The sequence below is a fragment of the Mycobacterium pinniadriaticum genome, assembly GCF_026242045.1.
In the GTDB taxonomy this organism is placed as follows: Bacteria; Actinomycetota; Actinomycetes; order Mycobacteriales; family Mycobacteriaceae; genus Mycobacterium; species Mycobacterium pinniadriaticum.
The window spans coordinates 345,298-371,102 of the sequence record NZ_JAPJDO010000002.1 but is presented as its reverse complement, the minus strand read 5'-3'; the positions used below and the strand labels follow the sequence as shown (position 1 = coordinate 371,102).

32 protein-coding genes and 2 pseudogenes are annotated in these 25,805 nt (G+C 67.1%); 13 read left to right on the top strand and 21 right to left on the bottom strand.

Annotated elements, in window-relative coordinates:
• The first annotated feature begins 72 nt into the window (after positions 1-72).
• The 5 genes from ORI27_RS03985 (at position 73) to ORI27_RS03965 (ending at position 4,116) form a co-directional block, all read left to right on the top strand.
• Positions 73-543, top strand: a complete 471-nt coding sequence (locus tag ORI27_RS03985) for a PTS sugar transporter subunit IIA (RefSeq protein WP_265995203.1) — start codon at positions 73-75, stop codon at positions 541-543.
• 14 nt (positions 544-557) lie between these two features.
• The gene (nagB, locus tag ORI27_RS03980) at positions 558-1,343 is read left to right on the top strand and encodes a glucosamine-6-phosphate deaminase (protein WP_265995202.1); all 786 of its coding nucleotides are present in this window, start codon (positions 558-560) and stop codon (positions 1,341-1,343) included.
• Entirely contained in the window at positions 1,344-2,474 is a 1,131-nt protein-coding gene (gene nagA, locus ORI27_RS03975; protein WP_265995201.1) for an N-acetylglucosamine-6-phosphate deacetylase, read from the top strand. It abuts the gene before it with no gap.
• An 87-nt stretch (positions 2,475-2,561) separates the two neighbouring features.
• Positions 2,562-3,047: a DUF4262 domain-containing protein gene (locus ORI27_RS03970; RefSeq protein WP_265995200.1), complete on the top strand. Its 486-nt coding sequence runs from the start codon at positions 2,562-2,564 to the stop codon at positions 3,045-3,047.
• A gap of 70 nt (positions 3,048-3,117) precedes the next feature.
• Positions 3,118-4,116, top strand: coding sequence for an esterase family protein (locus ORI27_RS03965; protein WP_265995260.1), 999 nt, complete (start codon positions 3,118-3,120; stop codon positions 4,114-4,116).
• A 30-nt stretch (positions 4,117-4,146) separates the two neighbouring features.
• Here the strand turns inward: ORI27_RS03965 and ORI27_RS03960 are convergent, their stop codons facing one another.
• Genes ORI27_RS03960 through ORI27_RS03950 form a run of 3 tightly spaced genes read right to left on the bottom strand, consistent with a single transcriptional unit; the run spans position 4,147 to position 7,024 of the window.
• Complete coding sequence (locus ORI27_RS03960; RefSeq protein WP_265995199.1) at positions 4,147-4,644, bottom strand: DUF3830 family protein; 498 nt, start codon at positions 4,642-4,644, stop codon at positions 4,147-4,149.
• Positions 4,641-6,050 carry an amidase gene (locus tag ORI27_RS03955; RefSeq protein WP_265995198.1) on the bottom strand — a complete coding sequence of 470 codons (1,410 nt, stop codon included), beginning with the start codon at positions 6,048-6,050 and terminating at the stop codon, positions 4,641-4,643. The genes ORI27_RS03960 and ORI27_RS03955 overlap by 4 nt, the downstream gene beginning before the upstream one ends.
• Positions 6,047-7,024 (bottom strand): D-2-hydroxyacid dehydrogenase, encoded by a 978-nt coding sequence (locus ORI27_RS03950; protein WP_265995197.1) that lies wholly within the window; start codon positions 7,022-7,024, stop codon positions 6,047-6,049. The genes ORI27_RS03955 and ORI27_RS03950 overlap by 4 nt, the downstream gene beginning before the upstream one ends.
• 74 nt (positions 7,025-7,098) lie before the next feature.
• Here ORI27_RS03950 and ORI27_RS03945 point away from each other — a divergent pair, with 74 nt between their 5' ends.
• The 4 genes from ORI27_RS03945 to ORI27_RS03930 all read left to right on the top strand — a co-directional run bounded on the left by ORI27_RS03945 (position 7,099) and on the right by ORI27_RS03930 (position 9,775).
• Positions 7,099-7,827 (top strand): maleate cis-trans isomerase family protein, encoded by a 729-nt coding sequence (locus ORI27_RS03945; RefSeq protein ID WP_407666207.1) that lies wholly within the window; start codon positions 7,099-7,101, stop codon positions 7,825-7,827.
• Positions 7,824-8,546 (top strand): maleate cis-trans isomerase family protein, encoded by a 723-nt coding sequence (locus ORI27_RS03940; RefSeq protein WP_265995195.1) that lies wholly within the window; start codon positions 7,824-7,826, stop codon positions 8,544-8,546. The genes ORI27_RS03945 and ORI27_RS03940 overlap by 4 nt, the downstream gene beginning before the upstream one ends.
• Positions 8,547-8,641: 95 nt before the next feature.
• Positions 8,642-9,025, top strand: a complete 384-nt coding sequence (locus ORI27_RS03935) for a hypothetical protein (RefSeq protein WP_265995194.1) — start codon at positions 8,642-8,644, stop codon at positions 9,023-9,025.
• A 105-nt stretch (positions 9,026-9,130) separates the two neighbouring features.
• Positions 9,131-9,775, top strand: coding sequence for a hypothetical protein (locus ORI27_RS03930; protein ID WP_265995193.1), 645 nt, complete (start codon positions 9,131-9,133; stop codon positions 9,773-9,775).
• Positions 9,776-9,845: 70 nt separating this feature from the next.
• Here ORI27_RS03930 and ORI27_RS03925 read toward each other — a convergent pair whose 3' ends face one another.
• The 3 genes from ORI27_RS03925 to ORI27_RS03915 are packed head-to-tail and all read right to left on the bottom strand — an operon-like array spanning position 9,846 to position 11,942.
• On the bottom strand, positions 9,846-10,538 hold the full coding sequence (locus tag ORI27_RS03925) for a mycothiol-dependent nitroreductase Rv2466c family protein (RefSeq protein WP_265995192.1): 693 nt from the start codon (positions 10,536-10,538) through the stop codon (positions 9,846-9,848).
• The gene (locus ORI27_RS03920) at positions 10,535-11,317 is read right to left on the bottom strand and encodes a maleylpyruvate isomerase family mycothiol-dependent enzyme (protein WP_265995191.1); all 783 of its coding nucleotides are present in this window, start codon (positions 11,315-11,317) and stop codon (positions 10,535-10,537) included. The genes ORI27_RS03925 and ORI27_RS03920 overlap by 4 nt, the downstream gene beginning before the upstream one ends.
• A 40-nt stretch (positions 11,318-11,357) precedes the next feature.
• A complete protein-coding gene (locus ORI27_RS03915; RefSeq protein WP_265995190.1) occupies positions 11,358-11,942 on the bottom strand; it encodes a M15 family metallopeptidase in 585 nt (194 codons plus the stop codon).
• Positions 11,943-12,030: 88 nt separating this feature from the next.
• Between ORI27_RS03915 and ORI27_RS03910 the strand changes: the two genes are divergently transcribed.
• Both ORI27_RS03910 and ORI27_RS03905 read left to right on the top strand, forming a co-directional pair.
• Positions 12,031-12,942, top strand: a complete 912-nt coding sequence (locus ORI27_RS03910) for a lytic transglycosylase domain-containing protein (RefSeq protein WP_265995259.1) — start codon at positions 12,031-12,033, stop codon at positions 12,940-12,942.
• A 46-nt stretch (positions 12,943-12,988) separates the two neighbouring features.
• Positions 12,989-14,140 (top strand): annotated as a pseudogene (locus ORI27_RS03905) (cysteine desulfurase-like protein); the annotation flags it as partial.
• 47 nt (positions 14,141-14,187) lie between these two features.
• Here the strand turns inward: ORI27_RS03905 and ORI27_RS03900 are convergent.
• From ORI27_RS03900 to ORI27_RS03890, 3 genes are read right to left on the bottom strand one after another with little or no spacing between them, the layout of a single operon-like run.
• Complete coding sequence (locus ORI27_RS03900; RefSeq protein ID WP_265995189.1) at positions 14,188-14,946, bottom strand: 5'-methylthioadenosine/adenosylhomocysteine nucleosidase; 759 nt, start codon at positions 14,944-14,946, stop codon at positions 14,188-14,190.
• Positions 14,947-14,985: 39 nt separating this feature from the next.
• Entirely contained in the window at positions 14,986-15,159 is a 174-nt protein-coding gene (locus tag ORI27_RS03895; protein WP_265995188.1) for a CsbD family protein, read from the bottom strand.
• Between the two features lie 40 nt (positions 15,160-15,199).
• Entirely contained in the window at positions 15,200-15,475 is a 276-nt protein-coding gene (locus ORI27_RS03890) for a S26 family signal peptidase (protein ID WP_265995258.1), read from the bottom strand.
• Between the two features lie 85 nt (positions 15,476-15,560).
• On the opposite strand from ORI27_RS03890, the gene sodN reads away from it, so the two are divergent.
• The gene (sodN, locus tag ORI27_RS03885) at positions 15,561-15,983 is read left to right on the top strand and encodes a superoxide dismutase, Ni (RefSeq protein WP_265995187.1); all 423 of its coding nucleotides are present in this window, start codon (positions 15,561-15,563) and stop codon (positions 15,981-15,983) included.
• Between the two features lie 59 nt (positions 15,984-16,042).
• On the opposite strand, the gene ORI27_RS03880 is transcribed toward sodN, so the two are convergent.
• From ORI27_RS03880 to ORI27_RS03855, 6 genes and pseudogenes are all read right to left on the bottom strand, one after another.
• Entirely contained in the window at positions 16,043-16,759 is a 717-nt protein-coding gene (locus ORI27_RS03880) for an NUDIX hydrolase (RefSeq protein ID WP_265995186.1), read from the bottom strand.
• A 93-nt stretch (positions 16,760-16,852) separates the two neighbouring features.
• Positions 16,853-17,338: pseudogene (locus ORI27_RS03875) on the bottom strand (helix-turn-helix domain-containing protein); the annotation flags it as partial.
• On the bottom strand, positions 17,338-17,922 hold the full coding sequence (locus ORI27_RS03870) for an IS607 family transposase (protein WP_265995184.1): 585 nt from the start codon (positions 17,920-17,922) through the stop codon (positions 17,338-17,340). The pseudogene ORI27_RS03875 and the gene ORI27_RS03870, both read right to left, overlap by 1 nt.
• A gap of 156 nt (positions 17,923-18,078) precedes the next feature.
• Positions 18,079-18,900, bottom strand: a complete 822-nt coding sequence (locus tag ORI27_RS03865) for an SDR family NAD(P)-dependent oxidoreductase (RefSeq protein ID WP_265995183.1) — start codon at positions 18,898-18,900, stop codon at positions 18,079-18,081.
• Positions 18,900-19,301: a nuclear transport factor 2 family protein gene (locus tag ORI27_RS03860; protein WP_265995182.1), complete on the bottom strand. Its 402-nt coding sequence runs from the start codon at positions 19,299-19,301 to the stop codon at positions 18,900-18,902. Before ORI27_RS03860 ends, ORI27_RS03865 begins: the two co-directional genes overlap by 1 nt.
• Positions 19,298-19,498, bottom strand: coding sequence for a hypothetical protein (locus ORI27_RS03855; protein WP_265995181.1), 201 nt, complete (start codon positions 19,496-19,498; stop codon positions 19,298-19,300). The genes ORI27_RS03860 and ORI27_RS03855 overlap by 4 nt, the downstream gene beginning before the upstream one ends.
• A gap of 109 nt (positions 19,499-19,607) precedes the next feature.
• Between ORI27_RS03855 and ORI27_RS03850 the strand changes: the two genes are divergently transcribed.
• Complete coding sequence (locus ORI27_RS03850) at positions 19,608-19,838, top strand: hypothetical protein (protein ID WP_265995180.1); 231 nt, start codon at positions 19,608-19,610, stop codon at positions 19,836-19,838.
• Here ORI27_RS03850 and ORI27_RS03845 read toward each other — a convergent pair.
• The 6 genes from ORI27_RS03845 to ORI27_RS03820 all read right to left on the bottom strand — a co-directional run bounded on the left by ORI27_RS03845 (position 19,814) and on the right by ORI27_RS03820 (position 25,784).
• Positions 19,814-20,170, bottom strand: a complete 357-nt coding sequence (locus tag ORI27_RS03845) for a VOC family protein (protein ID WP_265995179.1) — start codon at positions 20,168-20,170, stop codon at positions 19,814-19,816. The genes ORI27_RS03850 and ORI27_RS03845 overlap by 25 nt on opposite strands.
• A gap of 37 nt (positions 20,171-20,207) precedes the next feature.
• On the bottom strand, positions 20,208-21,098 hold the full coding sequence (locus ORI27_RS03840) for a hypothetical protein (RefSeq protein WP_265995178.1): 891 nt from the start codon (positions 21,096-21,098) through the stop codon (positions 20,208-20,210).
• Positions 21,099-21,104: 6 nt separating this feature from the next.
• Positions 21,105-21,533 carry a cupin domain-containing protein gene (locus ORI27_RS03835; protein WP_265995177.1) on the bottom strand — a complete coding sequence of 143 codons (429 nt, stop codon included), beginning with the start codon at positions 21,531-21,533 and terminating at the stop codon, positions 21,105-21,107.
• An 18-nt stretch (positions 21,534-21,551) separates the two neighbouring features.
• Positions 21,552-22,283 (bottom strand): SDR family NAD(P)-dependent oxidoreductase, encoded by a 732-nt coding sequence (locus ORI27_RS03830; RefSeq protein ID WP_265995176.1) that lies wholly within the window; start codon positions 22,281-22,283, stop codon positions 21,552-21,554.
• On the bottom strand, positions 22,280-22,870 hold the full coding sequence (locus ORI27_RS03825) for a sigma-70 family RNA polymerase sigma factor (RefSeq protein ID WP_265995175.1): 591 nt from the start codon (positions 22,868-22,870) through the stop codon (positions 22,280-22,282). Before ORI27_RS03825 ends, ORI27_RS03830 begins: the two co-directional genes overlap by 4 nt.
• Positions 22,871-22,982: 112 nt before the next feature.
• Positions 22,983-25,784: a helix-turn-helix transcriptional regulator gene (locus ORI27_RS03820; RefSeq protein ID WP_265995174.1), complete on the bottom strand. Its 2,802-nt coding sequence runs from the start codon at positions 25,782-25,784 to the stop codon at positions 22,983-22,985.
• Positions 25,785-25,805 lie beyond the last annotated feature (21 nt).

Genomic DNA, 25,805 nt, shown 5'->3' with positions numbered 1-25,805 from the left:
ACGATGTTTTCCGCCACGCCCGCGTGCGCTGACTCTCTATTCTCGAAGACCATCAGTGGGAGAGGAGTCGATGTGAGCACTACGCCGGTCCACGCACCGGTGCGCGGACGCGCCGTCACCCTCGGCGACGTGCCCGATCCCGTTTTCGCTCAGGGCATGGTGGGGTACGGCGCCGCCGTCGACCCGCCTCGCGAGGTGGTCGACGCGGTGGCACCGGTCAGTGGACAGCTCTTCAAGCTGATGCCGCACGCCTTCATCGTCATGACGAGTGAGAAGGTGGGCATTCTGGTCCATCTCGGACTCGATACGGTGTCGCTGAATGGCGCCGGTTTCAGTTCCCATGTCGCCGAGGGCGACACAGTGACAGCTGGCCAGACAGTGATCACCTATGACGTACCGGCTGTGGTGGCGGCCGGCCTGAATCCCATTGTTGCGGTGGTCGTCGTGGACGAACGCGAGCCCGGTAATGTCATGGTAACCGAGGAGGTGCGCAGCGGATCTGAAATAGGCTCTGGTTCAGCACTTTTCACAGCAGTCAACTAGACTCAGGCAGGTCCATGGAAGTCGTCATCCTCGAGGACACCCGACAGATCGGCACCATCGCGGCCGATGCGATCGAGTCGCTACTAGCCCGAAAACCGAGCGCCGTACTCGGTCTGGCCACCGGTTCGTCGCCGCTGCCGATCTACGACGAACTGGCCGCGAGGTACTCCGCTGGTGTCCTCTCGTTTCGTCAGGCGCGCGGTTTCACCCTCGACGAGTACGTCGGGCTGCCCGCCGATCATCCTGAGCGCTATCGCAAAGTCATCGACACGGTTTTCGTCTCGCGCGTCGACTTCGCACCGGGTGCGGTACACGGCCCCGACGGACTGGCCGACGACATTCCGGCGGCCTGCGCCGACTACGAGGAGGCGATCGCCGCCGCGGGTGGTGTCGACCTGCAGATCCTGGGGATCGGCACCGACGGCCACATCGGCTTCAACGAGCCCGGGTCGTCACTGGCCTCACGCACCCGCATCAAAACGCTGACACGGCAGACCCGTATCGACAACGCCCGCTTTTTCGACGGCGATGTCGACCGCGTCCCGACGCATTGCCTGACGCAGGGCCTGGGCACCATCATGGCGGCCCGCCACGTCATCCTGGTGGCCACCGGCCGCAGCAAAGCCGAAGCGGTGCACCACCTCGTCGAGGGCCCGGTGAGCGCGATGTGGCCCGCGACCATCCTGCAGCACCATCGACACGTCACCGTGCTGCTCGACGGTAATGCGGCTCGCCGGCTGCAGTTGGCCGACTACTACCGGGAGACGTACCTGTCCAAACCGGAGTGGCAGGGCATCTGAGTGCTGCTCACCGCCCAAACCCTGATCACCGGCCGGGAATTGTTCCGGCCGGGCTGGATTGAGGTTGCGGGCGCCACGATTCGGGCCAGGGGATCGGGTCCGCCGCCCGGGCCGGCCGAGCGTGACCTGATCACCGTGGTTCCCGGTTTCGTCGACACCCACGTGCACGGTGGTGGCGGCTGGGATTTCTCCACGGCAACCCGGGCCGCCACGCTGGCCGCGGTGGACCTCCATCGGCGACACGGCACCACCAGGCTGGTCACCTCGTTGGTCTCGGCCGGTCCGGCCGACTTGCTGCACCAGGTCCGGGAACTGGCCGACCATGTACATGACGGGCTGATCGCCGGTATCCACCTGGAGGGACCCTGGCTGGCCGTGTCACGCTGCGGGGCACACGATCCCGTCCTGCTGCGCGACCCCGATCCCGCTGAACTCGACACTGTGCTCCGGACCGGCGACGGCACGATCCGAATGGTCACCCTGGCACCGGAACGGGCGGGCGCGCTGCTGGCGATCGAGCAGATCATCGACGCCGGCGCAGTGGCCGCGGTCGGACACACCGAGGCGACCTACGAGCAGACGCGGGCGGCGATCGCCGCGGGCGCGACGGTGGGAACCCATCTGTTCAACGCGATGCGCCCGATCCATCACCGCGAGCCCGGCCCGGTGATCGCACTGCTGGAGGACTCGCGGGTGACCGTGGAGTTGATCGCCGACGGTGTGCACGTCGATGCCGCGCTCTACCGGCACGCGAGCCGGTCCGCCGGCCCCGATCGGTTGTCGTTGATCACCGATGCGATGGCCGCGGCCGGCATGGGTGACGGGCGCTATCGGATCGGGCCGATGGACGTCGAGGTCGCCGACGGCGTGGCCCGCCTGGCCGGTACCGCCACCATCGCAGGCAGCACCGCCACGATGGACCGGGTGTTCGGGTTCGCGGTCGCGCACAGCGGACTACCCCGCGACGAGGCACTGCAGCTCGCGGTGCGGCAATCGTCGCTGAATCCCGCTCGTGCTCTCGGACTTCCGTCCCCCGAGTTGACCGCCGGGGCCCGAGCCGACCTGGTCGCGCTCGACGACGATCTGGCGGTGACCGACGTTCTGCAGGGCGGGAGTTGGGTTACGCGCTGAATCGGCCGAACGTGTGTTCGGATTTTTGTCGGTACCTCGGTGCATCGTTTCCATGAACCCTCGAAGACCGCCGAAAGGAGCGCCGCCATGTGCTGGATGTGCGACCACCCGGGCAGCACCGTCGCCGACTACCTCGACGAGGTACGCGCCAAGATCCTGCGGAAGGGCTGGGCGGTGCAGTACGTCGAATCCCCGCGGATGCCGTTCGCCTACACCGTCGGGCTCAGCGACTACGACGTGCCCGAACTGCTGATCACCAACGTGTCACCGCAACGGGCACTGCGCGTGCTCAACGGGTCGGCCGAACACGTTCTCCGCGGTGCGCACCTCACCGCCGGCCGGCAATTCACCCTCTGCGGCTGTCCCATGCTGGAGGTCGTCGAGGTCGACCATCCCGACGCACACTTGGGTTGCGCCGTCGCCCTCTACGGCCCCATCCGGGCTCTGCAACTGGTCTGGGCCGACGGCCGTGGTCGGTGGCCCTGGGCGGCGGATTTCTGCGATCGCGAAAGTCGCCAACCCGTACTGGGGTACGCGCCAGGGCGGCCTGACCGGGAGTGCGAATTCCTCTGATCACAAAGCCATTACGGGAGGTGTGCCAGGGAGATCTTGGTCCGCTTACGTTGCTACCTTGCTGGGCGTGATGACCTCCGTGCGCGCTGCGGTCCGCTGGGTGCGGCGGGCTGCGGTCGTCACAACGACAGTCCTGCTGGCTCCCGGGGCGGTGGGTCTGGTCGGTCAGACGGCGCCCGCGGCAGGCTATTCACGCGAGGGGTTGCCGGTCGAACAGATCGATGTGCCATCCCCGTCCATGGGCCGCGACATCCGCGTTCAGTTCCAGGGTGGCGGCCCGCACGCGGTCTACCTGTTGGACGGACTGCGAGCTCAGGACGACGCCAACGGCTGGGACATCAACACAGCCGCCTTCGAGTGGTACTACCAGTCCGGCTTGTCGATCGTGATGCCGGTTGGCGGCCAATCGAGCTTCTACAGCGACTGGTATCGGCCCGCGGCCGGGTCCAATGGGACCTTGACCTACAAGTGGGAAACCTTCCTGACCCAGGAGCTGCCCACCTGGCTGGCCACCAACCGAGCGATCACGCCCATCAACAACGCAGTCGTCGGGTTATCGATGTCGGGCAGCGCGGCCCTGACGCTGGCCATCTGGCATCCACTGCAGTTCATCTTCGCCGCGTCGCTGTCCGGTTTCCTCAACCCCTCGCTGGGCCTGTGGCCGACGTTGATCGGGCTGGCGATGAAGGACGGGGGCGGCTACCGGGCCACCGACATGTGGGGTCCGAGCGGCGACCCGGCCTGGCAGCGCAACGACCCGATGGTCAACATTCCCCGGCTGGTGGCCAACGGCACCGCCGTGTGGATCTACTGCGGGACCGGAGCCCCGTCCGATCTGGACTACGGCGACGACGTCAACGTGGGCGGGTTGTTCTCCGCGGGGTACCTCGAGAACATCACCCTGGACACCAACAAGGAATTCCAGCGCAAGTACCTGGCCGCGGGCGGCCGCAACGCGGTGTTCAACTTCCCGCCCAGCGGCACCCACAGCTGGGGGTACTGGGGCGCCCAACTGCAGGCGATGAAGGGCGATCTGCAGCGGGTCCTCGGCGCAACCCCGACCGGCTGAGCGGACGTCACAGGTCCGGCGAGGATGCGTTCAGACGCGTCGAAAGGACAGCGTCTCGCCCCGCACGCCGCCCATCCACAGGCCCTGACACGCCGCCGCCATCTGATCGAGACCGTCGATCACGGCGCCGAACACATTCCCGGGGACCCAACCCTGATCCCCGTTGATCAGCAGATTGTTGCGTCCGTAGAACAGGGCGAGATCGACGATGGCGCCGCTGGTGCCGGTGCCGGTGGAGTTCTCGTAGCCGTACGCCGGGTTGCCGAGGTCATCGGAGTCGAACGAGAACCAGCACAGATCACCCGGGATCGGGGTGACCGTCGTGTTCTCCTTGCCGGGCTCGGTCGCGGTGAACGCGGGCAGCAGCGTATAGATCTCGTTGCGGGCGTACTTGCCGTGGAACACCGGCGCCGACAGCGGTAGCGCGTTCCACACCGCCGCACAGGTGCGCGGCGCCTGCTCGTCGAGCAACCGAGCGGTGCAGCTCACGCCGCGCTTGTCTAGTGAGACGGTGATCAGTCTGCTCATCGATCCTCCTGCGCAATCAGTTTCGGGGTGCACCGGTGCCAGTCGGTGGCCGACTGGTAGGCCTGACCCACCCGGAGCACCAGTTCATCCGCGTACCGGGCACCGACGATCTGCAGACCGATGGGAAGACCACCGGACGTGAATCCGCACGGCACACTCAGCGCGGGCTGCTGGGTCAGATTGAACGGGTACGTGTAGGGCGTCCAACTCGTCCAATCCGGCGATGTCGATCCGTCGGGGACATCCTGTCCGGCGCGAAACGCGGGCAGCGGCAGAGTCGGCGTGATCAGCACGTCGTAAGTTCGGTGGAACTGTCCCATCAACTGCCCCAACCGCATTCGCTCGGCGACCGCATCCAGATAATCAGATGCCGAAAGTGTCGCGCCGATCGCCGCGGTGCGCAGCAGCCCGGGATCGGCCCGGCCGATCAAGTCGTCCCGCGCGCCATGGCCTTCGAGCACCTTGTGTTCACCGGAGAACCACAGCACATGAAAGGCCTGCACGGGATCGGAGAACCCCGGGTCGACCTCCTCGACGTTGGCCCCGGCCTCGGCCAGCAGCTCCGCGGCGGCCCGCACTGCCTCGTCTATCTCCGGATCATTGTGCACGAAACCAAGATTCGGCGAGTAGGCGATACGCATGCCGGCCACGCCGTCGTCGAGTCCGTCGAGAAACGAGGCCGTCGGGGTCGGCATGGCCGACCAGTCTCGAGCGTCGAAACCGGTGATCACGTCGAGCAGAACCGCGGCGTCGCGCACGGTCCGGGTCATCGGCCCGGCATGCGACAGTGTCCCGAACGGGCTCGGCGGATAGAGGGGGATCAGTCCGTAAGTCGGCTTCAGCGCGACGGTCCCGGTGAATCCGGCCGGTATCCGCACCGAGCCGCCGCCATCGGTGCCCACCGACCACGGACCCATGCCCAGCGCCACCGCCGACGCGCTGCCGCCGCTGGATCCGCCCGATGTGGTGGTGGGATCCCACGGATTGCCGGTCACACCGTGGCGAATCGAGTCGGTGACGCCCTTCCACGAGTACTCGGGAGTGGTGGTCTTGCCGAGCAAGACGGCGCCCGACTCGCGCAGTCGCGCAACACACGGCGCATCCTCATCCCACGGACCCGCCGCGTCGATGAGGTTGCTGCCCCGAAGGGTTGGCCATCCGCGGGTCCACAGCGCGTCCTTGATCGACGTCGGGATACCGTCACCCGGGCCGAGTGGTTCACCGGCCCACCATCTGGCTTCGGACGCTCTGGCCGCGGCGAGTGCTCCTTCCGCATCCACCAGTACAAAGGCATTGACCACGGGATCGTAGGTGTCGATGGCCGCCAGCGCGGCGCGGGTGGCCTCGACCGGTGAGATGGTTCGATTGCGATATCCCGTAAGGAGTTCGGTCGCCTCGGTGATCATCGCACGCCACCTGGAACGTAGCCCAGCCGCTTATCGACGACGTTGTGCAGCGGGTCACCGGACATCCACCGACGGAGGTTCTCGACGAACTGCGCGGCCAGAGTGTCGCGCCAGCCGACGACATCGGCCGACATGTGCGCGGTGATGGTCACGTTCGGCGCGTCCCACAAGGGATGGTCGGGTGGCAGCGGCTCGGTGTCGAACACGTCCAGGGTCGCCCCGCCGATGCGCCGCTGCGACAGCGCCTCGAGCAATGCCCCCTCGTCGACGATCGGTCCGCGCGCGATATTCACCAGATGCGCATCGGATTTCATGGCGGCCAGCACCTGTGCGTCGACCAGACCCCGCGTCGCCGCGGTCAGCGGCGCGGCCAGAATCAGGTGATCGCACCACCCGACCTCGGCCGCCAGGTCGGAACTGTCGATGACCGTACCGAAATCCGGATCGTCGGAGACCGGCCTGCGCCCGGCACCGCGCACCACGAGGCCCGCCGCACGCAGCAGCCTGGCGATCTCGCGCCCGATCCCCCCAGTACCGACCACCAGGGCGGTGGCCCCGGTGACGCTGCGCGTCTCACGGTGCCGCCATTCACGGCGGCGCTGCAAGTCGAAGCTCGTGCGGCTGTCCTTGGCGTGGGCGATCACGGCACCCAGCACGTATTCGGCCAGCGGGCGGTCGAACACACCACGGGCGTTGGTCACCACGATGTCGGATTCTCGCAGCTCGTCGAACAGCAGGGTGTCTACACCCGCGGCGGCAATGTGGATCCACTCCAGATCGATTGTGTCAGACCAGATATCGCGAACCACCGTCGAGAAGAAGTCCCACAGCAGCAAGGCCCGGGCCCCACGGACCGCCTCAGCGAGCCCGTCGGCGGTGCAGAAACGGAAGTCGACATCGGGCGCCGAGAGCCCCGGTGGCCGATCGTTCGACTGGGCGCACACCACAGCGACAACCGGTCGGACAGGGGGCACGGGTCCGAGGCTAGGAATCCCGGCGTCGGATTGTCAACAATCGAGTTGCGACACGCCCGAACCGCCCCCACACTATGAAAATGAACCACCCGCCACCTCTGGAGCAGGTCGGAGTTGGTGTTGTGGTGCCCTACGATTTCGCCCTTGACCGGGAGTTGTGGCGCTGGCTGCCCGACGACGTCAGCCTCCACCTGACCCGCATGCCGTACGCACCGATGCGGGCCACGGTCGAAATGGCCGTGCACGTCTCCGATCCGGAGTTGGTGGCGCGCGGCGTCGCCGACGTGTCCGCGGTCTCACCGCTCGTCACCGCATACGCGTGCACATCGGGCAGCTTCATCGGCGGGCTGGCCGGGCAAGAGGCACTGATGGCCGCCATGATGCATGCCGGGGCGCCGGCGGCACTTACCACCAGCGGCGCCCTGCTGGTCGCGCTGCGCCACCTCGGCATCACCCGAATCGCCACGGCCACACCGTACGTCGCGGAATTGACCGTCGGCCTGACCAGCTATCTCGCCGAGGGTGCGATATCGGTCACCGCCGCCGCCGGGTTGGGCCTGATCTCGGACATCTGGACGGTGCCCTACGAGGCCACCGCGCGGCTGGTCCGCGAGATCGACACCACCGACGCCGAAGCGGTGTTCATCAGCTGCACCAACCTGCCGACCTATGACGTGATCTCAACGCTGGAAGCCGAATTGGGAAAGCCCGTACTGTCGGCCAACCAGGTCACCATGTGGCTGGCGCTGAGTCTCATCGGCCGCAAGCCCGTCGGTCCCGGCCAGCAGTTGCTGGAGCGATGAGCCACGTGCCGACGGTCGGCCTCCTCTACCCGGGCCACAGCGCCGAGGACGACTTCCCCGCGCTCGAGAATCGGCTTGACGGCGGGTTGCGGCTGCCGGTGGTGATCACCTCGGTCGGCGAGGACGCCCATCGGGTCGACGCCTTGCTCGACCTTGGCAGCGCCGAACGGCTCGCCGACGGCGCCACCGAACTGGCGGCCGCACAACCGGACGCGGTGATGTGGGCGTGCACGTCGGGCAGCTTCGTGTTCGGCCCCGCCGGTGCGCTGGACCAGGTGTCCGCGGTCGCCGCGGCAGCCGGGGTTCCCGCCTCCTCCACATCGATCGCATTCGTCGATGCGCTCGGGCGCTTGGGAATCCGGCGAGTCGCGGTCGCGGCGTCCTATCCCGACGAGGTTGCGCAGCATTTCGTCCGGTTTCTTTCTGCCGGCGGCGCTGAGGTCGTCGCGATGGGCAGCCACGGCATCTACTCGGCGGCCGAGGTCGGCACGCTGACCGCCGAGCGGGTGGTCGCGATGGTCACCGCGGCCGACCATCGCGACGCCGACGCGGTGCTGGTGCCCGACACCGCGATGCACACGCTGGCGATCATCGGCCGGCTCGAAGACGCCGTCGGCAAGCCGGTGCTCACCGCGAACCAGGTGACCATCTGGAAGGGTCTGGACCTCCTCGGAACTGTGCCGTCGCTGCCCGGGCTCGGCACACTGTTCGGAGGGTAGCTCGGTCTCGAACGACACCCCGGTCAACACCAGGAGTGGCTCGAAGTAGTCTGAAAGACGGATGGCACAATGCTTTTGACCGATACTTCGACGCAGTGACCGGCGGGGGTATGCACACGGAGCACAGCATCGTCCTGGTCGACAGCGATACCGCGAGCACGCTGGCCCAGGTGCTACCGCTGCTTCTGCTGACCCTCGCGGTGGAACTGCGCCGTACACAACGGCATCGGGGACTGTCCCACTTTCGTATCGGCATGTTCCTCGCCCTGTTCGGATTGGCCGAGACAGTCCTGGTGCTCTCGATCGACGGCTCCTTCTTCCCGTTCCAGTGGTTCGACATCTGCTCGGCGGTGATCATCTTCGGGCTGATGTCGTTGATCTTCGCTTTGTCGCTGTCCGAGCCGTCCAATGACAACGGCGACACGCACACCAAGACCTCGCCGCCTTCGTCGTCATCAGGGAGGAAGCGCTCGGTGTGATGGCAGCGAGCACGCAGAGTCCCGCTGGTGGGGATCTCGGGAGAACGAGCACGCGGGCCGTTTCGTCGAATTATCCTCAATAGTTCGAGGGTTCACCCCGGCAACGTGGCGGCCACGCCGTACTCCGTGCCGAAATTTCCGGCGCCTGCACGCCGGCAATGGAGAACCCCCGGGGGGGAGGTCGTTGTGGTGAGGTTCCTGATTGCCGTTCTCTTGTCGAACTTGGTCGCTGTCGTCGGTTGCCAGACAAGCCCGTCACCAGCCCAGCCCGCCCCCGCGCTGACGACCTCTGTGCAACCACCGGCCACGGTGCTGTACACCAATCCGGTCTATCACTGGTCGATTACCTACCCCAGCAGCTACGACATCGACACCGCCGAGCCGGAATGGATCCAGCTCAGGGCTTCCAACCCGCCCCGGCAGGTGGGCGTTCATTCGTTTCAGACCGACAAGTTCGACTCCGTCGATGAGATGGTCGACGCGATGTTGGACCATGACGAGCGCTACCTCGAAACGCAGGGCCTGACGATGGTGGTGGTGTCTCGCCGCCCGATCACCCTGCCCAACGATGTGTCCGCGATCGACGTCGTCAAAGAAATGCGGCCGGGGGGCAAGTCGCGCGACATCTATGTGCTCATCGGACGGCAAGGCTATTCGCTCAGCGCCGAAACCTATATCCAATCCTGGGATCAAGCGGACATGGATTTCGACCGGATTATCAACTCCTTCACCGTGGAATCACCGCACTGACGGCTCGACCGCGAGTTCGGTGTCAGTCGTGGCAACGACGCGAACGCGAAAGCGCTGCATCCCTGCGGAATCAGTCCCCGAAGCTGATGACTTCGCCGCGGTTGATCGACACCCAGTCGCGCGCCTCCAGATACGGGCGGAACGTCTCGGTGATCGCCCGTTCGTCGGCCGATGTCTTGGGCCGCTGAAGCTCGTACAGGTGCGGGAATTCGAGCCATCCGGCGACGGCGTCCCACAACCGGACCGCCGCCTCCCCGGTCGGCGGGTCGATGAGTACCGGTCCGAACAGGCATTGCCCATCGGGAAAGAACAGCGTCGGCACACCGTAGCCGTCGGCATCCACCACCCGGCGGTGGTCGGCCAGCACCTCGTCACCGGTGGTGGGATCGGCGATGGCCTGGTCGACAAGTCCCGGATCGAACCCGAGCTCGGTGAGCAGATGCCGCGCCACCGCCGGGTCATGTGGCTTGTGGCCGTCGACGTGCAGCGCCCGGCCCGCACGTTGATACCAGGCCTCCACATCAGCCATCGATCGGCGGCGCAACAGGGCGCCGATCCGCATCATCGACCAGCCGTAGGACCAGTCCCGCTCCCACGGGTGCTTCTTGCCGTCCTGGCGGTTGATCTCCTCAAGGCTGAAGAACCGCCAGTTCACCACCAGCCCGGTCAGGTCGCGCACCTCGCGGATCCAGCGCGACGTCTGATACGCGTACGGGCACATGACGTCGAAGTGGAAATCGACGAACTCCGGCCGTCTGGTCACATCGTGAACCTCAGGTTGCGGGCGGCGCGATCACCGAGGTCGGCGTCACCGGTCCAGCTGACCGCACCCGAGTCGATCTGAGCCTGCGGGTCGATGCGCCCGCAGGCGAGCATGATGAAGGTGGTGGAGTCGGTGGTCAGGGTGGCATCCGGATTATCCAGGTGCTCAACCTGTTTGGCACGTCCGTCAACGGCGACGTTGATCTGCCGAGCGAGCGGACCGGTCAGCGAGAAGCTGATGCTCTTGCCCTCGGGCACACCGACCTTCTTGCCGGCGATGTACCCGATGGAGCCCTCGACCTGGGCCAGCGCCAGCTCCGCCGCAAGGCCTGCGTCGTCGGTCCGGCGCCCCAGCGGAATCGTGATGTCACGGATGTGCACCCAGAAGTCGAAGACCCGGATCTCCAGGAACCGCCCATAGGTGCCGGGGCCGACGGGCATCCATGACGGCCGGTCGAGGTCGGCGGCGGTCAGCGCACTCAGATCGCGACGCCGCTCGTCGAAGACCGCCCGCACTTTCTCGGCCAGCACTGCCGGATCGTCGGTCCCGGCCAGGAACTCCGCCGCCCGCTCGAAGGGCGGCGGTGTCTTGTCGTCCTGCGGCAGCCACCCCACCATCACCGCTTCAATGCTGGCCACATGCTGGACCACACCGCGCATGTCCCAGTCCGGGCACAGTGACTGTGCCTTCCACTCGGTGTCGCTCAGGTCGGTGCACAGGCCCTCGATCGCGGCGTAGCACGCCTCGAGTGCGGCGCGGATTTCGTCCAGACTCCTCATAAGCCGATCAAACTACGCTCGGCCGACGACGGGGCCGGAATCAGCCCGCGGCGTTGGGCAAAAGCGGCGGGCAGTTCCCCGCCGCGTCGGTGGCCAGTTCGAAATGCCACAGCTCATTCGCATAGATGCGGCACAGCCCGAACCGTGCGCCGTTGGCGATCAGCCACTGGTCAGCCCCCACTCCGCCGACATCGACCGCCTCGCCGATGACGTGTTTGGACGCCTGCGGGGTCTCCACGTACTCGCGGGCGGCGGCCAAACTGCCATAGGTGGCCACGGCGTTGTCGAGGAGGCGTTGCTGGAACTCCGGCGAACGCCAGCTCGAGTTGATGGTCATGGTGATGCCATCCGCCGATGCCGCGGTGGCCGCCTGCTGGATCGCGGTCAGCAACCGCGGATCCAGGCGCCCGACGGCGGGATTCTCCACGTCGAACGGGGTCAGGACCTGACCGTCGGCCAGCGATCCGTCGCCGGACGCAACAGCCGGGGGTTCGACGCTGACGGTGTTGTCGGTCAACATGATTCGCGGGGCCGAGTCCTGTGCGACAGTGGCGCCGAGTACCATGACCGCGGTCGCGACAACGCCCAGCACGCCGGCGGTGACGAAGGTGAGATCCAACCGCATGATCTCCCCATCATCGCAGACCGAATTCGTTGTCCTCGTCGTCGCGGTGCGACAGACTGCAGCGGTCCGCACCCGACTCCGGGCACTCATGTCCGCCACGGTCCTGTTCGCGGTCGCTGCCTGCACACCGTCGCCAACACCTCCGTCGGTCTCAACCGCGGCTCGCGTGCCCATCTCATCGGTTCCCGCGGTCGCGCTCGACGCGCCGACCGACGCCGTGGCCGCGGGCGCCCAACCGCGGCTGGCGCCCGATCCGGTTCAGCTGGCCGACGACCTGGTCTCCGACGAGCTGGCGATCCGTGATCCGTCCACACCCGAGCCCGCGCTGGTGGCCGCCGCGCGCCGCCAGCAGGCCGCCTATCGCGCGATAGGGCGTCACCCCGAATGGGATGGCGTGGTCCGCCCGCGGATCCCGGAAACCCTGGTCGAGGCCTACGACCGCCACATCGACGCCCGACGCCAGCTCGCCGCGATGGCTCATGTGCGGGACACGCTGCCGGCATGGCACATCGTGGCACCGGCCCCGGCCGAGGAGCTCCTCGGCTACTACCGCGACGCCGAATCGGCGACCGGCGTCGGCTGGAACTACCTGGCCGCGATCAACCTGATCGAAACCCGCCTCGGCAGCATCGCTGGGTTGAGCACCGCCGGCGCGGACGGCCCCATGCAGTTCCTGCCGTCGACGTTCGCCGGCTACGGCGAGGGCGGGGACATCCACTCGCCGCGCGACAGCATCCTGGCGGCCGGTCGCTACCTGGCCGCCAACGGCTTCAGCGCCGACCCCGATCACGCGATCTACCGCTATAACCATGCCGATCAGTACGTGGCGGCCGTGAAGGACTACGCCGCGGTGCTGGCCGCCGATCCTGCCTCGTTCGCCGGCTTCTACCGCTGGGACGTGTACTGCGTGACCGTCGACGGGGACGTCGTCCTGCCCATCGGCTACGTCGCCGACGCGCCCATCGGAGTCGGCGAGTATCTGGCGGCCCACCCCCAGTAAGCCCGCTGGCCACGCGCGCCGCCGCCCCCGATGGGAAGCTTCGGTGATGAGCCCGTCGGACAGCCAGTTGGACGTGGCGGCGTTGCGCGCCCACTTCCCGGCGCTCGACGGCGGCACCGCGTACTTCGACGGGCCGGGCGGAACGCAGACTCCCATCGCCGTCGCGGACGCGATTCGAGACGCCTTGATCCACCCCCTGGCGAACCGTGGAGTTACCACCGCCGCGGCGCGCAACGCCGAGCAGATCGTCGGGCGCTGCCGGGAAGCGCTCGCCGACCTGCTCAACGCCGACCCTGACGAGGTGATCTTCGGCCGGAGCATGACCGCGCTGACCTTCGACATCGCACGGACGCTGGCGACACGATGGCGCCCGGGCGACGAGATCGTCGTGACCCGCCTCGACCACGACGCCAACGTCCGGCCCTGGGTCATCGCGGCCACCCGCGCCGGCGCGACCGTTCGGTGGGTGGATTTCGATCCCGCGACGGCCGAGCTACCGGTCGAGAACGTCGAGGCTCACCTCAGCGAACGGACCCGCCTCGTCGCCGTCACCGCCGGCTCCAACCTGATCGGCACGATGCCCGACGTGCGGGCCATCGCGGCGCGCGCCCACGCTACCGGGGCCCTGCTCTACGTCGACGGCGTCCACTACACCGCCCACAGCGCGGTCGACGTCCGCGACCTGGGTGCCGACTTCTTCGCGTGCTCGCCCTATAAGTTTCTGGGTCCGCACTGCGGCGTCGTCGTGGGCAGCGGAGACCTACTGGCCGAGCTACATCCCGACAAGCTGCTCCCGGCGCCGGACCGGGTACCGGAGCGCTTCGAGCACGGCACCCTGCCCTACGAGCTGATGGCCGGCACCACCGCGGCCGTCGATTTCCTGGCCGCCATGACCCCTTCCACCGGCACCCGCCGTGATCGGCTGGTCGCCGCCATGTCGGCAACACAACGGCACGAAGATGCGCTTCGGCTGCGCATCGAGACCGCCCTGCAGACGCTGCCCACGGTGACGGTCTATTCACGGGCTGCGCGGCGAACCCCGACCCTGCTCATCACCGTCGACGGGCTGGACGGTAACCAGATCAGCGACGTGCTGGCTCGCCACGACATCAACGCCCCATCGGGTTCGTTCTACGCCTACGAGACCGCTCGACATCTTGGCTTGGGTGAGGCCGGCGGAACACGAATTGGCCTGGCTCCCTACAACACACCGCCGATGTCGACCGGCTCATCGAGGTGCTGCGGTCAGTCTGCGAGCACAGGTAGCAACCGAAGCAGGATCGCGGCAGATGAGGCGGCGACCTCTTCGACGAACGCGAGGAATTCGAACCCCGAGTCATGGCCGGCGAGATCCGACAGCGCCCTGATGACCAGCCAGGACACCCCGAACGCCTCGGCGACCTGGGCGACAGCGCCGCCCTCCATCTCCACCGCGACCCCGCCGAAGTCGCCGTGCAGCCGCTGCCTGGTCGCCTCGCAGTGCACATACTGATCGCCGGACAGCACGGTGCCGAACCTGATGCGGGCCGGCCGGTCGGTGCCGCCCGCGGCGCCGGACAGCGCGGGCAGGGTGAAGTCGTCGAGCCGGTCGACGACACAGGCCAGCAGATCGGGATCGACCCGATAGCCGAACCGATCGGTCGGGTTGATGAACGGCACATGACCGGCCTGGTACGTCTGCAACCGATCGCCTTCGATGAGGCCCGCGTCATGCTGAACAACGTGGTCGGCGATCACCACATCGCCCACCGCCAACTCTGGGTCAAGCCCGCCGGCCACTCCGGAGAAAACGATTGTGCCGCAACCGAACCTACCGACCAGCAAGGTCGCGACCAGCGCGCTGTTCACCTTCCCCATGCCGGAGCCGGCCAGAACGACGTCGTAGCCGTCCAGCGTCCCGGTGACGAATTCGGTGTGGGCCGCATTCACCGGCGCGGCATCGTGCAGCAGCGTGCGCAGGTGGCCGAGCTCTTGGGGAATGGCGCAGATCAGTCCGATGGGCACAGTGCAGTCTTGCGTCAGCAGGACCGCTGTGCAACGGACTCAGTTCTTGAAGGCGTCCTTGACCTTCTCACCGGCGTCCTTCAGGCTCGACTTGGCCTGGTCGATCTTGCCTTCGTTCTCGGTGCTCTTGTCGTCGGCGGCTTTGCCGACTCCCTCCTTGGCCTTACCGGCGAGGTCGTCGACTTTGTTGCTGATCTTGTCCGAAATACTCATGGGACTCGGATACCTCGCCAGTACGCCGGTCAAACTCCGGTCAGCGTTTCCGGCGGCGCACCGTCCACACCACCCGGTAGGAGCCGGAGACCGGCACCCAGCCGAAGTGGCGGGAGTCGACGACGCCGGGCGCGCCGGGATTGTCCGAGCGCGCGAGGAAGCTCGTCTCCGGTCCGCGCCCCTGAACTTCTCCGACCCGCTTGACGAGCCACCGCGACGACAACGTCGGATCGGGGAACACCCGAATCTGGCCCACCCGGGGGTTGCCGCCGCGAACCGTCAACAGCCCGTCACCAGGGCGAAGCGTGGGGCTCATGGAGTCCTCGACCACCAGAAACCGGCGCAACGGCCAGTAACCGAGCCCATGGTTATCGCCCATCGTGAAAGGGTAAGTTAAGCCCATGCTGCAAAGACTTTTCGCCAACGCCACCCCTGCCCATGCCCATTGCGACCTGTACTGCGGCGTCTACGACCCCGCTCAGGCCAAGATCGAGGCACTGTCCTGCCTCAAGACGATCCAGAAGTACAACGATTCCGACGACGACCATTTCCGGACCCGCGCCATCCTCATCAAGGAGCAGCGTGCCGAGGAGGTCAAGCATCACTTGATGGTGCTGTGGGCCGACTTCTTCACCAAGGAGCACTTCGAGCAGTTCCCCAACCTGCACCAGCTGTTCTGGGACGGCGTGCACGGTGCGGGCGACGTCAAGAAGTCGACCGATGCCGCGGTGGCCGAGAAGCTGCTCGAGACCATCGAGAAGATCTCCGACATCTTCTGGCAGACCGAGAAGGCCAAGGGCATGGGGGTCTACCCGCCCGCCTGATCACGTCCCGCCCGAATACCGCGCGACCACTGCGGCCGCGCGGTATTCGCGTTTCGGGCTCACTTCCAGGCGAACAGCGGTTGCTCGAGTTCGTCGACCGGGTCGTGGCGGCCCTCCAGGCCCAGCCAGCGCAACTGCAGTAACACAGCACCCGTCGGCGCATGGATGAGATCGTTGCCCAACGGCATCTGGACGACGGGGCGAGGGCTCTCCGGAATCGTGACGAACCGCGGCGAGTCCGGTCGTTGCAGCTGGTGTAGCCCCACCCGGTAGACCGCGACGACCTCGTCGGGCGCCGGGCGCGGCTCCAGCCGCCCGCCGCCCCACATCACCACCGGGGTGATGATGTAGCCCGAACGGGTCGGATAGTCGTCGAGCAGACCCAGCACCGATTCCCCGGGCAGCCTGACGCCGACCTCCTCATCGAGTTCGCGCAGCGCGGCGTCCACCGCGGTTTCTCCCGGATCCAGCCGCCCGCCGGGCAGTGCCCATTGCGCCGCATGCGCACTGAGGCGAGATGCCCTGCGGCACAGCAGGAATGCGGCGCCGCCTGAGACCCCCACCATCCGTCCGTCCAAGCCCGGCTCCATGGGCCGGCCAGCGATCCAGTCATCGACGGGAGCGGGGTCCACCCGGTCCTCGCCCGCCGCCGAATCGACGAGCACGACCGCGACGGCGGCATGCCGTTTGGTGGGATCGCTCACCGCGCGGCGGTTGTGACCGGCCAAGCGATCGCTGATCTGCTCCCGCAGTGCTTCGTCATAGGTGATCGTCACCGTTCGACCATAAGCAAGGCACGCGCGGCGACGCCGCGGGGTGCGACCGTCCAGGCGTTCGGATCGCGACCCCGCGGCGTCACGGCCAGATCAGATCACCGGCAGCGTGAGGTGGCGGCGATCGGGTTCGACGCGCATCGCTCCGGTGGTGAACGTCACGCGGTCGGGGTCGCGTCCCTTCTTCTTAAACCGTGGGAAGCCGACACGTTTGCCTGCGCGCTTGCCCGCACGGGAGGTCTGCCAGTTCCAGTACGCATCCACCGCGGCGTCGATGCCGTCCGCGTATGCCTCTTTCGAGCATTCGGGCCACCACAGCGCGCCGGTCTCACTGTTGACGCACACCTCATCCTTGACCTGGTTCCAGCGTTTCCGCAGGACCCGCAGTGACGGCTTTGCGGTCTCAACACCGGTGGCGTGCCACGCTTGGATATCAGCCTTCAAAGTGGCGACGGCCCAGTTGTAGGCTTTACGCCGGGCACCGAAATGCCTCGCCAGCGACCTGGCTTGATCGTTGGTTGGGTCCAACGTGAACCGGAACGCCTGCACACACCAGCCGTCGGGAACCTCGAACTTCGCCATCACGCGGCCGCCGCATCATCGGATGCCGCTGCCGCCAGCGCGCGCGTAGCGCGGTTCTGCGCAGCGCGTTTGCCATACAGCCGAGCGCACATCCTGGTGAGGATCTCGGTCATATCCCGCACTAGATCGTCGTCAACCTCGCCGGCATCCACGACAACAAGTTCTCGGCCCTGCGCGGCCAGCGCGGCCTGGACGTATTCAGAGCCGAACCGGCAAAACCGATCCCGGTGCTCAACCACGATCCGGTGCACCGTCGGGTCGCGCAGTAATGCGAGGAACTTGCGGCGGTGCCCGTTCAAGGCGGAACCGACTTCGGTGACGACTTTGTCGACCGGGATCTGTTGGGCGGTGGCCCACGCAGTCACCCGCGCCACCTGCCGATCCAGATCGGATTTCTGATCTGCCGACGACACCCGCGCGTACACCGCCGTCTGCCCGGGCCGGCCGGTCTCCGGTACCGACCCGCCAACCAGCATCAGCCGACCCACTCGCCGAGCCGGCACCGCCAACAGCCCCGCCCGAAACCAGCGATACACAGTAACCCGCGCAACACCGTTGCGCTCAGCCCACGCCGCAAGATTCATGCTCCTGTTCCTACAGCACACCACCGACAACTACCGACCACTCAGAACGCAACAGCTGACAGCCCCGTTGACCCAGACGCCCCAGTGCTGCCACCCGTCGTCCCAAACCTGCGGGTTGCCGTTCGCCCAGGCGGGCGGCAGGTGCTCGGCTCTGGCTCAGTCCGGTCCCATTGCCGCGGCGACGGACTGCGCCATCAGCCGGGCGGCGTCGTTACGGTTCATCGAGGCCAAGAGTTGCCCCACGCCGCGCATCTGCTCACCGACGAGCACCGTCGGCCCGTTGGTCAGGTTGGCGAACGCCTCGTCGACCACCTCGCCGACCGGCACCGCATCGGGCGGTGACTCGTCTTCGGACCCGAGCGTGCCGCGTTGGTGTTCGAGCTTGCGCAGCGCGGGCGTATCGGTCTTGCCCAGGATCAGCCCGATCACGTCAATACCCTTGTCGTGCAGTTCACTCCACAGTGCCTCGGCGAACACCATGTCGAACGCCTTGGATGCACCGTAGGCCACCATGTTGGGCCCGCCGACGAACCCCGCCCCGGAGCCGAACACCACGATCCCGCCCCTGCCCCGCTGCACCATCGCGGCGGCGAAATGGTGGCACAGCTGCATGGGTACCATGCAGTTGCGTTGCACCATCGCTTCTGCTGCTTCGATCGAGTTGGACAGGAAGGGCCGGAAATCCGGATCTGCCCCGGCGCAATACACCAGGAACCCGACCTCGAGATCGGTGGTGGCGTCTGCGACGGTGGCGGCCGCGCCTGGACTGGCGAGATCGACTGCCAGCGTTTTGGTTTGGACGCCGTAGCGATCGCGTATACCCGTCGCCACTTCGTCGAGAACCGGAAGACGGCGAGCGAGTAACACCACGTTCAGTCCGCGCGCGGCGAGAGCTTCGGCGAAGGCCGCACCCACGCCATCGGAGGCTCCGGCGACCAGGGCCCACGGCCCGTACCGCCGGGAGAAGTCGTCACTCATCAGTACACCACCTGTACCGTGGTGAACGTCCGTCGCGCGATCCGCCAGCCGGCGTCGGTGCGAACGATCTCGTCATCGTAGAAGCCCCTGGCATTCACGCCAGAATTGTTGTCGGCAGCCATGATCCACGCGTCTATGTAACAGCGGGTCACGGCTCGATCGCCCTGCAGATCAATCGCGATGTTGCTGATCCGATGCATGAGGTAGCCGGCAGCGGCGTGCGCGACATCCATGAACTCGGTGACCGCCTCGACGCCGTCCCATACGCCGATCTCGCCGTAATCGAGATGGCAATCGGGGGTGAACACGGTTCGGAACAGATCCCAGTCCCGACGGTCGATACCGGTGGCGTAGCGGATCAGAAGGTCCGAGATATCTTGGCGATCTTGAAGATCACTCACGTGGTGTCTCCGTTCGGGTGCACGATGATGCGCGGCGGTCCCTCGGGTCGCCGGGCCATGTCGATGGCTTCGGGTACCTGCTCGAGGGTCACGATCCTACCCACGCCGGGCAACGGGTCGAGGCGCTTGACGGCGATCGCATCGAGGGTGCCATACCAGTCCTGCGGCATGGGTCCGCCACCGAATTGGATGGTCACCCCCTGCCGGGTCGCGGTAGTGATGTCGAGAGTGTCGCCGGTGCACCAAGCGCCGACGCAGTCGAAGACGACGGCCGGACCCCACAGGTTTCGCTCCGCGCGAGCGATGTTGGATCAGCTGCTGGTCGAATGCGCCACCATCGGCCTGCTGCCCGAAAACGATTCGGCGCCTCGGCCACAGCCCATCGCGTCGATCTGTGCACCTGTGTTCGACGACGGCGGACGGGTGGCACTGATCATTGCGCCGCACCCGTTCGTCGCCCTACCCATGCGCCGTGTCACCGCGCTCGGCAAGCGCCTTGTCGAGAAGGCCGCCTACTTGGGTGCGAGCGGGCTGTAGAACACCAAGCCGTTGCCCTTGCTGTCGTAGACCACGGCACGGCGCTCGTGCGCGTCGTCGTACGGACCTTTGACGATGCCGCCGCCGGCGGCCTCGACGGCCTTCGCCGCGGCGTCGACATCGGCCGTCTTGATCCCGACGACGACCTGTCCGGGGATCGGGTGGTCGATCTCCGTCGCCAGCGCGAGGGTGATCGGACCACCGTCGAGCGCCGCGAAGTGGGTGCCGTCGCGGAATTTCAGTCCCATGCCCAGGGTGTCGCTGTAGAACTTGATCGACTCATCCAGGTCGTCGGTCGACAGGATGACCATCTTGACTTCGTGTTCGCTCACTGTTGCCTCCTGTGTCTGAAGCACCCGAGACGTCAGACTACGACAGCGATGCGTGGGTCACGCTGAGCCCCCCCGAGCCGGCGCGGACCCTGGGATGCAGCCAGTCCGCGATGTTGCGGATGTAGTCCTTGAAGGCGACCAGTGGCCGCGGGTCGGCCTGGATCTGCGTACCGGGCGGCTCGCTGACGAACGACGGTGCGCCACAGTTCACGTCCCAGTTGTAGTCGGCAAAATGATGGAAGGTCGATTCGGCCAGCCCCCGCCCCATCACAGTGCCGTCGGGCGCTGTCTCACCGTCGAGCGCGACGGCAAGGTTGAAGCTGCGGCCACTCGCGCTGCTTCTGCCGCGGGCCACGACGGTGGCGCAGGGCGCGTTCGGTACGACAGCGCCCTCGTGCGGATGAGCCGGGAACCATTCGACCCGCCCGGTGGCGGTGCGCGGGGTCTTCAGTAGCGGGTGGACCGTCGCCGAGGCGAAGACCGGCTGGTAGTCGCCATTGGCCCCGGAGTGGTAGTTCGGCCACGAAATCGTCGGGGTGTCCCGATCGTCGCAGAGGTGGCTCTGACCGACGCCAGCGTCGGCGAACTCATTGACCCGTCCCAAGGATCCCAGGCGGGTCAGGCAGCAACCCAGGTCCTGGTGGTCGCGGGCGGTGAGGACCCCGCCGCCTGCCAGGCGAAACCTGGTGATGGCGTCGACCTCGGTGTCGGTCAGGCCGGCACCGGTGTCGACCGCCATCACCCACAGCTGGTCGAAGCCCAGTTCGTCAAGACGGCTGAGTACCGGATCGTCGTCATGGCCCGCGCGGTTGCGGGCGACTACGTCGTGGCCGGCGGCCCGCAGTTCCGCGGCGAGCAGGGAAAATCGGGTGATGTCCCAGTCGTCAGGGTACTTGGTGATTGTCGTCTGAAGCAGGATGCGTGACATGGGATTTCAGTTCCCTTCCGGCGCTTGCCGTGCGGCTACCCGAAGGTGACGACGCTCTGCCAGTTCCGTCTCATCGACCAGTTCGAGCATCGGTTGCCCCGGCACGCACACCATGGTGACGACAAAGCGGCTTGCGACGTCATCGCGGTTGTTGGCGTCCGAGTAGTGAATAACGTCGCCACCCGGCTCCCAGAACGCTTCGCCCGCGCGGATGACACGGGGCGGCTGCCCTTCGAGTTCAAAGAGCATCTCGCCGTCCAGCATGTAGCCGAACGCCGGTCCGCTCGGGTGGCGGTGCGGTGGAGCGCCAGCGCTACCTGGCGGATATTCGATGACGACGGTCATCACGTCGGCTCCGTCCGGGATGACCGGCTGTTGTACTTCCTGCACAACGGTCAGGGCGTTCTCCCACTGGGCGTCATAGCTTTTGGACATGTCGTTCTCCTCTTTGAGTCAGACGGCGGTTCCGCCGCCGTCTGCGTGCAGGGTCGAGCCGGTGATGAAGCTTGCCCGCGGCGAAGCCAGGAACAGCACCGCGTACGCGATCTCCTCGGGGTGGGCGGTCCGGCCGAGCGGCAATGCTCGGCCGAGCTCGTCGTTGGTGTCACCCCATTGCGCCTCGACCCCTTCGGTTTTGGTCGGCCCGGGCGCAACACTGTTGACGCGGACTCCGTACGGGCCGAATTCAGCTGCCCACGAACGGGTCAACGATTCGACGGCGGCCTTGGACGCTCCGTAGGTCGACGCCCCACCGACACCCTTGGATGCGACCATCGAGGTGACGTTGATGATGCTGCCCCGCCGTCGCTGCAACATCCCCCCGACCAGCCCTGCGGTCAGGAAGTACGTGCCCCGTACGTTGGTGTCGAACGTCGTCTGAAAGGTTGCGATGTCCTGGTCGACGGTCAGCGCCCCAGGAAAGCTTGCGGCGTTGTTGACCAGGATGTCGATATCCCGCGTCTGTTCCACCAGCGCCGTCACCGATGCGGCCTTCGAAAGATCCGCCGGGACGAACCGGGCGTCACCGGCGATGTTCTCGATCGCGGCCCGACCGCGCCGGTGATCTCTGCCGGTGACGGTCACCGCGGCACCAGCGGCCGTCAGCAGCCGGGCGCATGCCAACCCGATGCCGGCGGTCCCGCCAGTGATCAGGGCCGTCTGGCCGGCCAGTTCGCCGGCACTCATGCGATCTGCGCGATCGATGCGTGCCCGGACTCGGCGAGCGCGGCGCGCAGCCGCTGTCTGCCCCGCGACACCCGCGACATGACGGTGCCCCGCGGCACATTCAGGATCGTGGCGGTCTCGGCGAGGGTGTGGCCCCGCACCTCGGCGTAGAAAAGTGCGGTACGAAAATCCGCGGGCAAGGTGGCCATCGCCGACCTGATGGCATGGTCGGGCAGCCTGGTCAGTGCCTCGGCCTCAGCCGAGCGCGACGCGGTGGACAAGCCGACCGGGCTGCCGGCCACGTCACCCTCGATAACGTCGTCGATCAGCACCTCCGACGGCCGGCGCTGTTTGGCCCGGTAGGTGCTGACCCAGCGGTTGTACAGGATGCGGAACAGCCAGGCCTTGAAGTCGGTGCCGTCGGAGAATGTGTGGTACCCGACGAACGCGTTCAACAGGGTGTCCTGGACCAGATCCTCGGCGTCCACCGCGGTCGTGGTCAGCCCGCGGGCCCGGCGCAGCAGCGCGTCGAACAGGGGTTGCGCGTCGCGGGCGAATCGCGCGGCGGCGTCCGGATCGGTTCGCCGAGGAAGGGACGTGGGGGTCATGTTTCAATCTCCTGGGTGCGATTGCTGGTGAAATCAGCCTCGCTGCCGCGCCCAGAGAGCGAACCCTTGAAAACCCGTAGTCCGTAGTTCCGGGTCCGTGGTCGCTCGAGCTCTAACCGGCCCAGGACATCGCGCGCAGTTGCCTGCGCGAGGTGATGCCCAGCTTGGCGAACACTTTGCGCAGATGCCATTCGACGGTATGGGTGCTGATGAACAGTTGCGCGCCGATCTCCTGATTCGTCAGACCCTCGCCGGCCAGCCGCGCGATCTGCGCCTCCTGGGCGGTCAGCCCACCACCCGAACTCGGCTGCTGCACACGTACCCGCTCCCCGGTGGCCGCCAGTTCTCGGCGCGCACGCTCGGCGAAGGCCTGCGCACCGATTCGGACGAATGTCTCGTAGGCTTCGGTCAGGTGGTGTCGAGCATCCGCGCGGCGGAGTACCCGCCGCAGCCACTCGCCATAGACCAGTTGGGCCCGCGCGTGGTGTACGGCGATCGTGGTGCGCCCCAACCGTTCGATGGCTTCGGTGAACAGCGCGTCGGCGGCGTCATCGTCGGCCAGCATCGCCTGGGCGCTGGCCAGCGCGCCCAGGCCCCAATCGGTCCCGCTGGCACCGGCCCGTTCGGCGAGCTTCGGTATCGCTTCGGCGGCCGTCTCCCGGTCACCACTGCGCGCGGCCGCTTCCACCAATTCGTACAGGCACCAACTGTAGAAGCCGAGGTCCTCGTATTCACACACGGTTCGCGCGGCGGCCAGGGCATCGTCGTAGCGGCCCAGCCCGTTGTAGAGCACAGCCGCGGCATACCCGGTCAGGCCGAGCACTCGACCTTCGCCCCTTCTGAGGCCATCCGCCTTGGTCACCTCGATCACCCGGCCGGCCTCGATCGCATCGCCCTGCCAAGCGGTGAGCATCAGCGCATGGTATTTGACGGCCGCAGAGTGATCCGTCGCCGCGGTGATCGCGTTGGCTTCTTCGACAAGGGCTGTGGCCGTATGGAATTCACCGGCCACCAGGTGAACGCCCGCCTGATAGACGAGCGCCTTGGGCAGCGTCGCGAGCGCGCCGGCATTCCTGGCGGCTCGCACCGCGGCGGTGGCCAGCTGCTGGACGATTGTCTCGTCCCACAGTTCGTGGGCGGCCGATTCCTGCAGGATCGGGAAGGCCGGAACCATCCACCGCAGCACGTTGCGATCGTCGGTCGCCGCCAGGGCGCACATGTGGTGCAACCCGATTCGTAACGAATCGGTGCCTGCGCGGACTCCTTGGGTGATCCGTTCGGCGATCCCCTTGAGCAGGAAGTCCACCGCACGCGACAGTTCGGTTTCCCGGCCCAGCGAGGCCAGAGCCGCCTCGGCGGCACCGACCAGCGCATCCGGTTCGCCGAGTCGGCCGGCATACATCAACGCCGCGAGTGCTTCCAGGTAGCTCTCTCGTGATGCGTGGTCGTCCAGGTTCTCCAGGCGGCGGGCCGCATCAAGCAGTGCTTGCGCGGTGTCACGCACAGCCGGGGCACCGGCCTCACCGGCCCGGCTGCGCACGAAGTCCATCTGGGCTCGTAGCCGCGCCACCCGCGCCCGCTGCACTTCCGACAACGGCCCCCGCTCGGCGAGGTCGAGCAGCTCGCGAGCGGCTGCCGGTGCCGCGGCGTCCCGCTTGGCTTGGGCCGCGGCCAACGCCCGCGCTCCCCGCAGATCCGGATCAGCGGTCAGGATGGCCGCCCGCTCGAGGAAGGCCGCTGCAGCCGCCATCCCGCCCCGGCCCTCGGCGCGGGCCGCCGACCCCGCAAGCTCCGCCGCCACCGCATCGTCAGGACCTGTCGCGGCGTTGGCGGCATGCCAGGCCCGACGGTCGGGGTCGGCCTGCGCATCGGTGGAATCGGCCAGCGCCCGGTGGATAACCCGGCGTTCAGCCAGGTCGGCGGCGCGATAGGCGGCCGACCGGAGTAGCGGATGCCGGAACCGCATTCGTGGGCCGAACTCGATCACCCCGGCGGCTTCGGCCGGGGCCAGCGCATCGATTGGAACTCCCAGTGCCGCGGCCGCACGAAGAAACAGCGCTGCATCACCCACGGGTTCGGCCGCCGCCACGAGCAGCAGCCGCCGGGTCGGCTCGGGCAGTCCTTGGATTAGTCGCACGTAACCGGTCTCGATCGCGCCCGGTGACGACGCCGAACCCGAGAGCCAGAAGCCACCGGCCAGCTCCGTGCTCGACATTGTCCGTGGAACCTCAAGCAGGGCAAGGGGATTACCGCGCGTCTCGGCGACGACGCGGTCGCGCACCGAAGGGTCGATGCCGCCGAGCAACGCCGATTCCAGCAGTTCACGGGCATCGCCGTCAGACAGCCCGCGAACGGTGAGCTCGGGCAGCCCCGTCAGCACCTCGGCACCATCGTCACGGGCGGCGAACACCATCGCGATCGGCTCGGCCAGCAGTCGACGCGCGACGAAGCCCAGGGTCTGCACCGACACCTGATCGAGCCATTGCGCGTCATCGATCACACACAGCAGGGGTTGGTGTTGCGCTGCGGCGGCCATCAGGCTCAAGACCGCCAGACCGACCAGGAAGCGATCCGGCGCCTCCCCGACCCCACGGCCAAACGCGACGTCCAACGCATCGCGCTGAGGGGCGGGCAGTTCAACCAGATGTTCCATGAGCGGCGCACACAGTTGCTGCAGTGCGGCGAAGGCCAACTCCATATCGGACTGGACACCGGCGACCTGCAGAATCCGGAAAGACGCTGCCTGCTGCGAAAGGTGGCCGACCAACGCCGTCTTGCCGACACCGGCCTCGCCGCGCAGCACCAGCACTTGTGAGTCGCCCGAGCGGACCGCGTCGACCACATCTTGGAGCGTGCGGCACTCCGCGGCCCGCCCACGCAGTTGCGCGGCCGAGTCGTCGCTCGTGCTAGGCACCACCGTCTGCCCCCAGCGATC